General features: G+C 38.3%; 10 protein-coding genes. 3 read left to right on the forward strand and 7 right to left on the reverse strand.

Going from position 1 to position 12,568, the window contains the following annotated elements; translation table 11 throughout:
* Nucleotides 1–40: 40 nt before the first annotated feature.
* On the reverse strand, nt 41–445 hold the full coding sequence (locus EA772_RS21050; RefSeq protein WP_010599161.1) for an EVE domain-containing protein: 405 nt from the start codon (nt 443–445) through the stop codon (nt 41–43).
* A 189-nt stretch (nt 446–634) separates the two neighbouring features.
* Between EA772_RS21050 and EA772_RS21055 the strand changes: the two genes are divergently transcribed.
* The gene (locus EA772_RS21055) at nt 635–1,000 is read left to right on the forward strand and encodes a hypothetical protein (RefSeq protein ID WP_010599162.1); all 366 of its coding nucleotides are present in this window, start codon (nt 635–637) and stop codon (nt 998–1,000) included.
* 40 nt (nt 1,001–1,040) lie between these two features.
* Here the strand turns inward: EA772_RS21055 and holA are convergent, their stop codons facing one another.
* A complete protein-coding gene (holA, locus tag EA772_RS21060; RefSeq protein ID WP_010599163.1) occupies nt 1,041–2,063 on the reverse strand; it encodes a DNA polymerase III subunit delta in 1,023 nt (340 codons plus the stop codon).
* Nucleotides 2,064–2,200: 137 nt separating this feature from the next.
* Here holA and EA772_RS21065 point away from each other — a divergent pair, with 137 nt between their 5' ends.
* A complete protein-coding gene (locus tag EA772_RS21065) occupies nt 2,201–2,659 on the forward strand; it encodes a type I restriction enzyme HsdR N-terminal domain-containing protein (protein ID WP_124914821.1) in 459 nt (152 codons plus the stop codon).
* A gap of 100 nt (nt 2,660–2,759) precedes the next feature.
* Here the strand turns inward: EA772_RS21065 and EA772_RS21070 are convergent, their stop codons facing one another.
* The 5 genes from EA772_RS21070 to EA772_RS21090 all read right to left on the reverse strand — a co-directional run bounded on the left by EA772_RS21070 (nt 2,760) and on the right by EA772_RS21090 (nt 10,645).
* The gene (locus tag EA772_RS21070; RefSeq protein WP_124914822.1) at nt 2,760–3,953 is read right to left on the reverse strand and encodes a Gfo/Idh/MocA family protein; all 1,194 of its coding nucleotides are present in this window, start codon (nt 3,951–3,953) and stop codon (nt 2,760–2,762) included.
* Nucleotides 3,954–5,318, reverse strand: a complete 1,365-nt coding sequence (locus tag EA772_RS21075; RefSeq protein WP_124914823.1) for a DUF1080 domain-containing protein — start codon at nt 5,316–5,318, stop codon at nt 3,954–3,956.
* A gap of 23 nt (nt 5,319–5,341) precedes the next feature.
* Entirely contained in the window at nt 5,342–6,697 is a 1,356-nt protein-coding gene (locus EA772_RS21080) for a Gfo/Idh/MocA family protein (protein ID WP_124914824.1), read from the reverse strand.
* 32 nt (nt 6,698–6,729) lie between these two features.
* Entirely contained in the window at nt 6,730–7,593 is an 864-nt protein-coding gene (locus tag EA772_RS21085) for a sugar phosphate isomerase/epimerase (protein WP_168187612.1), read from the reverse strand.
* A gap of 274 nt (nt 7,594–7,867) precedes the next feature.
* Nucleotides 7,868–10,645, reverse strand: coding sequence for a valine--tRNA ligase (locus EA772_RS21090; RefSeq protein ID WP_124914826.1), 2,778 nt, complete (start codon nt 10,643–10,645; stop codon nt 7,868–7,870).
* Nucleotides 10,646–10,790: 145 nt separating this feature from the next.
* Between EA772_RS21090 and EA772_RS21095 the strand changes: the two genes are divergently transcribed.
* On the forward strand, nt 10,791–12,338 hold the full coding sequence (locus EA772_RS21095; protein WP_010599170.1) for a M20/M25/M40 family metallo-hydrolase: 1,548 nt from the start codon (nt 10,791–10,793) through the stop codon (nt 12,336–12,338).
* The last annotated feature ends 230 nt before the right edge of the window (nt 12,339–12,568 follow it).

Genomic DNA, 12,568 nt, shown 5'->3' on the forward strand with positions numbered 1-12,568 from the left:
ATTGCTTGTGGTTTGCATTTTGTTATGAAATTTAAAGGAACTAGCTTCCCATTTCGAGTATTTTATCAAATTCTGTCGCTTTTAACGGCATTACCGATAAACGCCCCTGACGTATGAGCGAAATGTCGGCCAAGCTAGGTTCCGCTTTAATCTGCTCTAAAGTTACAGGCTTTTTTAAAGTTTCAACAGGGGATAAATCAACCACAACCCAGTTTTGATCATCAGTTGTCGGATCCTGATAAAATTCCTTTACCACCTTCGCAATTCCGACTACGTTTTTGCCTTCATTACTATGATAAAAAAGCACTAAATCGCCCTCTTTCATCTCTTTCAGATTGTTTCGGGCCTGATAGTTGCGAACGCCATCCCAAAATGTACGTCCATCTTCATTAAATTTTTCCCAACTATATTTAAAAGGTTCTGACTTTACTAACCAATGATTCATTTGCTTTATTAATTTAAGTCTCAAATTTACAATTTCCGCGATAAATTAATATTTTAATCACCAACTTATCACAGCGAAAAGAGGTTTTTTTTATATAAAACATTTTACATAAAAAATGAGTTTAACTACATGCAATTAGTACTTATACTACAAATTTTTTTTTTAGATTTGATACAGTAATCCCTTTCCATGAAAATAAAATATACGCTTCTAATACTCTTGCTTTCTATTATCGGAAGCCATGTCTTTGCACAATCTCATAAAAAACTTTTGCGACAAGAAGAAGTTGCCCGGAAGGATGCTAAAAATTTTAAATTAAGTAAATCGGACCTAAAAATATATAGAAAAGGAACAAGTGGCAGAACCTCTGATTATTTCAAGCCGAGAGTTGAAAACGTTTCAGATACTTCTTTATTAAAAGATTCTACCTACGTTAAAACGTATCGCAACTTTGCTTATAGTAAAACCTCACATAGAAAAGGTGCGGGCGAATACGTGATCATTGCAGGAGCTATTGTTGTACTTGCAGGAATTTCTGCACTAATTACACTTTAGCTTCAGGTTATGCATCATTTTTAATGAAATATTTAAAGTATCAATGTACAATTTTAAATACCAACTCCTTCAGCAGTTCGCCGTCGGTTACATTTCCAGAGCTATCCAACCCTTTGCTTTTCAAATCGTATTCTCTCAATAAGCTCACTACCTGAAAAACTTTTCCTGTATTGTAGTTTCTTGCTGCCACTTCGTAATCTTTAATAAAAAATGGTGGTACGCCAAGTGCAGAGGCAGCATCTGCTTTATTGGGAATATAATGGTATTTTAAAAGTTTGGTAAAATAGCCGCCCAAATTAGCCAATACCATCACCGTTGGATTGGCTTTTGGATTACTCGAAAAATAATTGATGATTTTATTGCATTTCAAAACATCGCGAATGGCTAAGGCCTTTTGCAGCTCAAAAACATTATATTCCTTACTAATTCCAATATTTTTTTGAACCAGATCTGCATTAATCGTCACATCTTTTGGCACATTTAACATCAGCTTTTCAATTTCATTGGCGATTTTAGAAAGATCCGTTCCCAGATATTCTGCCATCAAAGCTGAAGCCTGCTGATCGATTTTATAACCTTTTTCCTTGATAAATTCTTCTATCCAGGGCACCAGCTTATAATCACGTACCGGGTCTGACTGAAAAATTAAACCGCTTTTGCTAATGGCCTTATATATCTTTTTACGTTTATCGAAGTTGGCATACTTGAAAGCCAATACCAGAATGGTACTTGGCAAAGGCTTTTCGAAATAGCTCAATACAAATTCGGCCTCCTTACTCCCTCCGTCATCTTTTCCCCATTTTAAATCCTGCGCTTCTTTCACAATAACCACTTGATAGTCTGACATCATTGGATAACGCTTTGCAGCCCCCAAAACGGTTGCCATGTCGGTATCTTTCCCATACAGAACGGTCTGATTGAAACCCTTTTCTGCATCATTTAACAATTTATCTTCAATGAAATCGGTTACCTGATCGATATAATAGGATTCTTCGCCATGCAACAAGTACACCGGTTTAAATTTCCGGGCTTTGATGTCTTTGATAATTTCGGAAGCTGTCATTGCTGTAAAATTACAATTTAGCTTTTATGAATGGAGTAAATGTTTATAAACAATATTAACTTTGGCGCTTGTTTCTTAATTGTTCAATCGATTAATTGTTGAATTGTTTGATTGGTAATTGCTTATTACAACCAAAGATGTTTAATCCTACCCCACTTAACCTTCCACCCTATCCATTTAAAATCAGCCGGAAAGATGACGTGGTTTTCATTTTTGATGAGTTAAGAAAAAAACACCTTGTACTTACCCCCGAAGAATGGGTTCGTCAGCATTTTATACAGGATTTAGTAACCAATAAAAAATTTCCCAAAACTTTAATTCAAATCGAAGGTGGACTTGTTTTAAATCAGTTACAGAAGCGCAGCGATATCCTGGTTTACAACACTGCGGGAGAAAAACTGATGTTGATTGAATGTAAGGCACCGAAAGTTAAAATCACACCATCGGTTTTTGAACAGGCATCGAGATATAATTCCATTCATCAGGCAAAATGGATCGTTTTAACCAATGGTTTACAACATGTGTACGCCAAAATGGATTTCGATAAGGGAAGTTTTGTTTTTACGCCTGACATGCCTGATTATCTGAATTTGTAGTTATGTTCTGAGCTACCTTTGAAGCCTATCCTTTCATCCTGAAGTAGAAAAGATCTGCCTCCGATGAAAAAGATCGCTGGTGCCTGAGTATGATCATAAATTAAATATCATACTCTTTTTTCCAAAGCTGCTTATTTCCTGTATAAATGGCTTCATTACACATGGCCACACATATAGAAGCCTGGGTACCGGTGTTGATATTCGAAGCAGGCAGCATCTGATTCATTATTGATTTATAAAATTCATCTAGTGCATAGGTTGTTCCATCCTGCGTTGCCTTATCCAAAATCGGGATTCCACCATCCTGATTGACAACAATTTTAGTAGCGCCGGTTACTCCATCTACAATACCTAATTCTTTCCTTGTACTTTCTTCAGGATAAAATAAGCCAGTACTGGTTAGCAACGATACCGAACCTTTGGTACCTTTTATTTTGAAAAGATAGCCGTCGCGGGCATTGCCACAGGTTGCCCCAAAGTTCCCGATCATTCCCTTTTCATTATAGCGCAAAGTAGCCTGAATATTATCATAGGTTTCTCTACCATCTTTAAAAACATCGATCCCTCCTGTCCCCGTAATCTCGTCGGGTTGGGTTTCAAAAGCCCAGTTGATAAAATCAATCTGGTGAGATAGCAATTCGGCAGCCAGACCGCCGGAATATTCCTTGTACATGCGCCAGTTTATTTGTCTCTCTAAAGCAGGATCTGCGACTGCACGACGCCAATTCCAGTTCCTATCCCAACGGCAATCGATTTGCGTAACCTTACCTAAATAGCCACTTTGAATCATGTCTTTCACTTTGAAATACAATGGAGAATAACGATACTGATAACCGACCTGAAAAACTTGCTTTGGATATTTTTTAACGAGTTTTTTTAGTTCCAAGGCTTGAGCAATATTATAGGTCATGGTTTTTTCTACATAAACATGTTTACCGGCAAGCACAGCATCTTTGGCAATTTTAAAATGTTCACTTAAGGGCGTCGCGATGAAAACAGCATCAATTTTTTGATCATCTAACACTTTATGGTAATCTTTAACAGGTTTTGCGCCAGCTGGAACATACTTTTCAGTTTCTTTTAATCGAAAATCGAGTACATCGCAATATGTAGTAATATTAAATTTAGAAGGCATGGATTTGATCACTGATAACACACCTTTTCCACGATCTCCACAACCTATCATCGCAATGTTAATTACCCGATCAGTCTGAAATGCAGCAAAAACGTCATCTCCTACCAGCAAACTTGAACCTAAAACAGCAGAGTGTTTAACAAATGACCTACGATGCATTTATAGTGTTTTAATTTTAATTGTCCTGAAATCTACTTTATTTCCATGATCCTGTAGCAGGATATGCCCTCTCGCCGCTTCGCCAAAGTTTTTCCAGTCTTTGTATTTACTAATGGCTACAAGCTTTTTAAATTCCGCTGAACCACGAACATATTCTAATACTTTAACGCCATTTAAATAATGTTCTACCTTATTATTTGGATAAACGATTAAACGGCCATTGTTCCAGCTCCCAATCGGACGAAGATAACGGGCTTCTTTTTTTGAGGTCATTAAATCATATAATGAGGCTAATGTACGGTTTCCATCTCTACCCAATTTAGCATCAGGATGCAATTGATCATCTAAAACCTGGTATTCTAAACCAATGGCTGAACCTGAACTCTTTTCGTTTAAGGTTACAAAATATTTCACTCCGCTATTGGCACCTGGTGTGAGTTTAAATTCGAAAGACAAATCAAAAGCAGAAAACTCTTCTTTGGTTACAATATCACCGCCATTGGTTGATTCCGCACCACCGGATGGTTCTACGCTAATAATGCCATCCTGAATTTTCCATCCTTTTTCGGGGAAGCTATCCTTGTGTGCACCTACCCATCCAGCATTACCTTTTCCATCAAAAAGTAATTTATATCCTTCAGATTGCTCATAAGGCGACAAGTTATTTGGCGTAAAATTGACAGCATAAATCCCTTTAGGAAATGCTTTGGATTTTAAGCCATCTGTTTGAATGTTAATATTTTTGAAGTACACTTTTTTTCCATCGTTCTCCAAATTATTCCCTATTCCATGAACCTGCAAACCTATAAATCCAGCCTGATCCAGGGTATCAATGACGTAAGAAACAGGTTTTCCGTTCACCCAGGTTTTAAGCTCATTGCCAATATTTTCGATGCGGTAATGATTAAATTCATTTTTTTTATATAATGATTTGGCCGTCGGATTTAATTCCAGCGGGTAAAGCCATAAACGCCTGGCCTCATCGTAAACTCCACCGGTCCAGGCTCTCGGCGTAGGGTCAATTTCAACTTGTCTGCCGAAAACTAATCCTTTACCATTGTTACCCTCTGGTTTGATATGACTTCGGGTTTGAATGCCGGAATTGGTGGTTTCGCCCTCCAATTTCACGTCGAGCTCAAGTATAAAATCTCCGTATTCATTATCGGTGATCAAAAATGAATTTGGTGTTCCCTTGGTCATTGTACCTACGATCATTCCGTTCTCGACGGTGTACGGTGCGGCCCCGGCAACGGCTTTCCAACCGTTTAAGGTTTTGCCATCGAAAATGGGTTTTGCTTTTTGCGCAGCTGCTGATAAACTAACAAGGAAAAGTGCTAGGATACTGTATTTCTTTATATTTAACATGTTTTTGATTTTACTGCTGAATATTAATATTTAAAAACTTTTCCATTTGCAATCACTTCCTGTCTGCCTTCGTCGAAAGTTGATTTCGCTCCGGTACGAACGGCAGCATTGGTCATAATATTTGCGATAGAATGTGAATAACCAGCTTCTACAGGTGCGTTTGGTGTTTTACGACTGCGCACACATTCCATCCAGTTTCGCATATGTCCGGATGTGAGTGAATCGCCACCCATATTTGCGCCTGTTGCAGCTTTAATTTCGGTTTTACTTAAATCAAATTCTGGCAGCAAATTGGCTTTCATGCCCATTGCGGCAGCTTCACGTTCTTTCAACCCACCTTTTGGCGATACTTTATTGGTGATAAGATTTAATTCGCCACCATTTGAGTAGTATACTTCGCCCACATCTCCCACACTGTTTTGCATTCTTGAAGTGAAGGTAACCTGAAACCCATCCTCGGCATTTGGCTGACCATAATCAAAAACCGCAACCATTGAATCCCAGTTTCTACGCCCATCTTTCCAGGTATATATTCCACCGTTAGCCACCACACTTCTTGGATGTTTCAAATTGGTAAACCAGTGAACCGTATCAATCTGGTGCGACATCCATTGTCCTGGCATTCCTGAAGAATAGGGCCAAAATAACCGATATTCTAAATATTTTCTTGGATCGAAAGCTTCATTCGGACGGTTTAAGAGGAATCTCTTCCAGTCGATATCCTCTTCTTTAAGTTTAGCCACTAAATCTGGTCTGCGCCAGCGTCTGGGTTGGTTTACATTCCAAACCAAATCTACAGCCGTAATAGGACCAAATTTCCCATCCTGAATAAATTTCGCCGCGTTTACATAGTTTTCACCACTTCTACGCTGAGAGCCAATCTGCACAATTCTATCTGTTGCTTTTACTGCTTTTAACGCCGCTTTTGCATCGTCCATGGTTTCGGCAAAAGGCTTTTCTACATATGCATCGCAATTGGCCTTAACTGCTTCGATGGTATGCAGCGCATGCTGAAAATCGGCAGTGCTGATAATTACAGCATCCAAATCTTTGGTAGCATAAAGTTCATCGTTATTTCTGCAAGCCTTGATATCATGGCCGAATTTTTCTTTCAGATGGGCAATTCCTAAATCTCTGCGGTAATTCCACAGGTCTGAGAGGCCAACAATATCAAAGTTTAACTCTTTGTTGTGGTTTAAAAAACAAGGCAGTAATGTATCTTTAAAACGGTCTGAAAATCCGACAACGCCCACACGTACCCGATCGTTGGCGCCTATGATCCTGCCATAACTTTTAGCACTCATGCCCATGGTACCTGCATAAGTAGCCGCAGCAAATATGGCAGATTGTTTAATAAATTTTCTTCTGGAGTTTTCCATAATATCGTTTTAATAGCGAATGATTGAGGTGATTAGTTTTTATAAACGTTTTCGATTTGTTTGGCTAAAAATTGAAAGCAAAAGGCCATTTGCGTCTGTGAATAATTACTTCCAGCTTCGACAAATATCGGACCTTTGTAATCGGCGTTTTTTAAGGCTTCGAGGTAAGGAGTAAAATCGTCGCCTTTAATTCCTGGTAGTGTCCTGTCGGCATCTTCGGCAATCTCGCAATGAATAAGCAGATCTTTTGCATCGATGATGTGTTGAGGCGGCTCATGTTCTCTTCGCATGTGGAAAATATCAGCATTTAGTTTAAAATTTGGATGATCCACTGACCTTACAATTTCCGCGGCCGATTTTACTGTATTGATAAAATTGGTTTCTTTACGCTGAAGATTTTCGAGTGCGATCTTCACCTGATATTTAGCGGCAATAACTGCTATTTTTTTGCTCAAGATTACAAAATCTGCTGTTGCTTTTTTCACATCATAGTGATCTGGCAATCGCCGGGCAGTTCCACTTCCGAGCACAATTACTTTTATTTCTGCTTTCTGGGCTCTGGCAAATAAACGATCTGCGTAAGCGAGTACCGTCGTTTCATTTACGTTTGGACCAGCGATTTTCATATCACCAGGAAACATTACATTGCACATGTAGAGTTTAGTCTGAAGGTTTTTAATTCGTACTAAATTTTCTGCAAATTTTTCTTCTGTTAGAGAAGGAGAAATCATTTTGCTCACAGACTCCCCCATTAAATTGAATCCAGATGCATGTATGAGGCTGTCTTTTTCTATCGGCGCCACGATTCCAAGCGGGATGATTGTTTTCTTCTCCGATTGAAAACTTAAAATTAAAGGCAGAAGAATAAATACGATGATTACAGCTCTTATTCTCATTCTCATATAATTAAGCCTTTATTGATGTACAGCATGCAGGTAATGGACTGAAATTTGGTTAGTGGAGCGCAAAGCTCTTTTTCTACACCAAAATAAGGCTTTTAGATGAAAGATTGTAAAACGGTTTAGTAACAATTTAGAAACGGTTTGGCAAACTCATCATCAGAGCTGAGGCGATAGGTTTGGTTGATCTTAGCGAGCGCCTTAAAAACAAAAACCCTTTAGAAATTTAATTCTAAAGGGTTGCCTTAAACTATAGGTTTGCTAATATATTTTATTTCAACATCGTTAAGCTTTCCTCAATAATCCTAATTTTTGCTTCAGCATCTGCTTTTTTATTGCGTTCGTTGGCAATAATTTCGGGTTTAGCATTTTGTACAAAACGTTCGTTGCTCAATTTCGCATCAACTGATTTTAGGAAACCTTGCAAGTAAACCAAATCTGCATTTAAGCGAATGCGTTCTGCATCCACATCTTGAATTTCTTTTTCCACCAACCATCTATAAGAAGCCGCGTCGTTATTTGTGTAATAAGATTTATCCAATTCAGCAATGCCTTGTATAATTAACTTACAGCCTGCTAACTTTTCAATAACTGGTTGCCAAAAATTTATGATTGCTTCTTCTGGAATTCCTGAAATAGTAATGACGTCAATTTTAGACTTAATTTTATTAAGCTGTTGCTTACATTTTCTAATAAATGCGATTCCGTTCTTTATTTTTTCAAAATCAACCACTATTTCATTTAATGAAACAGAAGTTTCCCCGAACATTGGAGAAATATAATTCAATTTATCATACTTAAATTCCCCTGTGTATTCTGGGAATGAAGATACTATACAACAATCTAGCTCAACTCTTCTACCAAAAAGTTGTGCATCATGCCACAATTCTTCAGTAAGAAAGGGCATAAATGGATGGAGAATTCTTAAGATTTTATCCAAAAAACCTATTGTAATACTGTATGTCTCTGAGTCTATTGGGCTTTCAAATCCCGGCTTGACCATTTCCAAATACCAAGAACAAAAATCATCCCAAACTAATTTATATATAGTCGTAAGAGCTTCGGATAGACGATAGTTTTTAAAATGATTTTCAATTTCTAATAAAGTCTCATCTAATCTATATTCAAACCATCTAATTGCATACATATTCTCGATACTCCAGTAGCTTACTTCTTGTGATTCACCTGGTTTAATAAAAACGCTTGGTTCTGGAGCAACTTCCCAACCTTTAACCAAACGGAAAGCATTCCATATTTTCGAGGCGAAGTTACGGCCTTGTTCGCAGTAACTTTCATCAAACATTAAATCGTTTCCTGCCGGAGATGACATTAACATCCCAACACGAACCGCATCAGCACCGTATTTTTCAATTAATCCAATCGGGTCAGGGGAATTACCTAACGATTTAGACATTTTACGACCTAATTTATCACGAACGATACCGGTTAAGTAAACATTGGTAAATGGTTTTTTACCCATAAACTCATGCCCGGCCATAATCATACGTGCTACCCAGAAAAATAAAATCTCTGGTGCCGTAACCAAATCGTTGGTTGGGTAATAGTAATTGATATCTTTATTATCAGGATTTTTAAAACCATCGAAAACAGAAATCGGCCATAACCATGATGAAAACCAGGTATCCATCACATCTTCATCTTGCCTTAAGAAAGGTTCCAGTTGATGTTTAAATCCTGCTTTTTCTGTTTCTGAACAGCTTTCATCCAGATGTTTTTTCTTCCAGAATTCTTCTAAAGCTTCATCCTTTGTTTTAGCAACTACCCAGTTGCCTTTATCATCGTACCAGGCTGGAATTCGCTGTCCCCACCAAAGCTGACGAGAAATATTCCAATCGCGAACATTTTCCATCCAGTGGCGGTATGTGTTTTCAAATTTATTCGGAATCAGGTTTACTTCTCCATTTAAAACATCATCTAATGCAGGTTGCGCCAACTCTTTCATCTTCACAAACCATTGCATCGAAAGTTTTGGTTCAATCGCAGCGTCTGTTCGTTCAGAGAAACCCACCTGGGATTTATAATCTTCAACCTTTTCTAAATGACCAGCTTCATCTAATAACTTAGCGATTTTTTTACGGGCAACAAATCTATCTTCGCCAACCAAAATAACCGCCAACTCGTTCAAGGTTCCGTCATCATTTAAAATATCAGTAACCGGTAAATTATGTTTCACACCCAACTCATAATCGTTTAAATCATGTGCTGGTGTAACTTTTAAGCAACCTGTACCAAATTCAATGTCAACATATTCATCCTCAATAACCGGAATTTCGTGATTAACCAGTGGTACAAAAACCTTTTTGCCTTTTAAATGCGTAAAACGTTCATCGTTTGGGTTAATACAAATTGCAGCATCAGCCATGATTGTTTCCGGACGGGTAGTCGCAATTGTTAAAAACTGATCTTCAGTTCCCGAAATCAAATACTTAATATAATAGAGTTTTTGATTAACCTCCTTACGGATTACCTCTTCATCAGAAACTGCTGTTTTACCAGCTGGGTCCCAATTTACCATTCGAATGCCACGGTAAATCCATCCTTTTTTATACAAATGAATAAACGAATCGATTACGGCTTCCGAAAGATCTTCTTCCATGGTAAAACGCGTACGGTCCCAATCGCAACTCGCACCCAGTTTCTTCAACTGTTCTAAAATAATACCGCCATATTTTTCTTTCCACTCCCAGGCATACTTCAAAAATTCCTCACGGGAAAGGTCTTTTTTATTAATGCCCTGCTCTTTTAACATTGCCACCACTTTCGCCTCAGTAGCGATAGATGCGTGGTCAGTACCCGGAACCCAGCAAGCATTTTTACCTTCCATACGTGCTTTACGAATCAAAACATCCTGAATCGTATTATTTAACATATGCCCCATGTGCAGCACACCCGTAACATTTGGCGGAGGAATTACAATGGCGTAAGGCTCACGCTCATCAGGCTCTGAGTGAAAAAACTTTTTTGATAGCCAATAGCTATACCATTTATCTTCTGTTTCTGCAGGATTGTACTTGGTGGAAATGCTCATGAATTATATTAAAAGCCCAAAAATAGCTAATTAAGCTGAAAGCCCAAAGTTGAAAGATAAAAGCATTGATGTGCAACATTTCCATTAACATCACCACTCCCAGCCCCTAATTCCTTAAATTAGCCCATCAATTAAGCAAACTGAAATGAATAAAAAACTACTTTTCCCAACCTTACTCCTGTTTACCTCCTCTTTCGCTTTTGCGCAAGACAAGAAAGTAATCGACAACATTGTTAAAGAGGTTAATGAAAACTCACAATTAGAGAAACTTGCTCATGAACTTTTAGATGTTGTTGGACCACGTTTGGTGGGTTCGCCACAAATGAAACAAGCCAACGACTGGGCAGTTAAAAAATACAGCGATTGGGGAATTTCGGCAAAAAATGAAAAATGGGGCGAATGGCGTGGCTGGGAACGTGGCGTTACACACATTGATTTGGTTAGCCCGAGGTTAAGAACTTTGGAAGGTACGCAACTGGCCTGGAGTCCATCAACCAATGGAAAAGCCATCAACGCGGAAGCCATCATTCTGCCGGCAATTACCGATTCCATTTCTTTTCAAAAATGGTTACCAAATGTTAAAGGTAAATTGGTTTTAATTTCGATGAACCAAATTTCTGGCCGACCAGAAAAAAACTGGGAAGAATTTGCAACCAAGGATTTATTTGAAAAATATAAAAAAGAGAAAGCTGATGCATTAAAAGCCTGGAGTGCCAGCATGGCAAAAACGGGTTTAAACGCTAAAAATTTAGCTTTAGCCATAGAAAATGCCGGAGCAGCGGGTATTATTATTAACAACTGGTCGCAAGGTTTTGGTGTAGATAAAATTTTCGGCGCTAATACCACAAAGATTCCTACAGTGGATTTATCTGTAGAAGATTACGGCCTAGTTTACCGTTTAGCACAAAGTGGAAACAAACCTACTTTAAAGATTGAATCAGAATCGAAAGAACATGGCGTAGTACCAACTTTTAACACGCTGGCAGAAATTAAAGGCAAGCAAAAACCAAAAGAATATGTGATGCTATCGGCTCACTTCGATTCATGGGATGGTGCAAGTGGTGCAACCGATAACGGTTCAGGTACAATTATGATGATGGAAGCCATGCGCATTTTAAAGAAATTTTATCCTAACCCGAAACGTACCATTTTGGTTGGACACTGGGGAAGTGAAGAACAAGGTTTGAATGGCTCGAGAGCTTTTGTAGAAGATCATCCGGAAATTGTAGGCAACTTACAAGCTTTGTTTAACCAAGATAATGGAACTGGTCGTGTGGTTAATATTGGTGGACAAGGTTTTGCTAAATCAAAAGATTACATTACACGTTGGTTGGCAGCAGTTCCTGATACAATTAAGAACCAGATTAAAACCAGTTTCCCTGGTATGCCAGGTGCAGGTGGTTCAGACTTTGCTTCTTTTGTAGCAGCAGGTGCGCTAGGTTATTCTTTAAGTTCAACCAGTTGGGATTATGGAACTTATACCTGGCATACCAACCGCGACAGCTATGATAAGTTAGTTTTCGATGAAATTCGCAGCAACGTTATTTTAGCAGCAATTATGGTTTATATGGCTTGTGAAGATCCAGAAAAAACTTCGACAGAAAAAGCGACAGACTTACCTGTAAACGAACGTACTGGCAAACCAGCAGCATGGCCAGAAGCCAGAAAAGCGACCAGAAAAGGCGGTTTGTAATAGAAATTTATAAGATTTTAAAAGAGCATTTGGAAACAGATGCTCTTTTTTTATGCAGGTGTTTTCTAGTTTTAAAGCTTCGATTATAATGAAACTACTTTTTCACTTTTAGGAACTTCATCTTCCGCCTTTGCGAAATCGATTTTTCATCGATTGAAGCAATCTCCATGATGATATTTTACTTAAATGAGGTTGCCACGTTCCGATGAAAAATCGGAACTCGCAATGAC

Origin of the sequence: Pedobacter sp. G11, assembly GCF_003860265.1 — a bacterium.
Taxonomy (GTDB): Bacteria; Bacteroidota; Bacteroidia; order Sphingobacteriales; family Sphingobacteriaceae; genus Pedobacter; species Pedobacter agri.

What these genes read in the sequence shown, in the direction of transcription:
- EA772_RS21050 (WP_010599161.1), bottom strand. Translation starts at nt 445, where the DNA reads ATGAATCATTGGTTAGTAAAGTCAGAACCTTTTAAATATAGTTGGGAA.
- EA772_RS21055 (WP_010599162.1), top strand. Translation starts at nt 635, where the DNA reads ATGAAAATAAAATATACGCTTCTAATACTCTTGCTTTCTATTATCGGA.
- holA (WP_010599163.1), bottom strand. Translation starts at nt 2,063, where the DNA reads ATGACAGCTTCCGAAATTATCAAAGACATCAAAGCCCGGAAATTTAAA.
- EA772_RS21065 (WP_124914821.1), top strand. Translation starts at nt 2,201, where the DNA reads ATGTTTAATCCTACCCCACTTAACCTTCCACCCTATCCATTTAAAATC.
- EA772_RS21070 (WP_124914822.1), bottom strand. Translation starts at nt 3,953, where the DNA reads ATGCATCGTAGGTCATTTGTTAAACACTCTGCTGTTTTAGGTTCAAGT.
- EA772_RS21075 (WP_124914823.1), bottom strand. Translation starts at nt 5,318, where the DNA reads ATGTTAAATATAAAGAAATACAGTATCCTAGCACTTTTCCTTGTTAGT.
- EA772_RS21080 (WP_124914824.1), bottom strand. Translation starts at nt 6,697, where the DNA reads ATGGAAAACTCCAGAAGAAAATTTATTAAACAATCTGCCATATTTGCT.
- EA772_RS21085 (WP_168187612.1), bottom strand. Translation starts at nt 7,593, where the DNA reads ATGAGAATAAGAGCTGTAATCATCGTATTTATTCTTCTGCCTTTAATT.
- EA772_RS21090 (WP_124914826.1), bottom strand. Translation starts at nt 10,645, where the DNA reads ATGAGCATTTCCACCAAGTACAATCCTGCAGAAACAGAAGATAAATGG.
- EA772_RS21095 (WP_010599170.1), top strand. Translation starts at nt 10,791, where the DNA reads ATGAATAAAAAACTACTTTTCCCAACCTTACTCCTGTTTACCTCCTCT.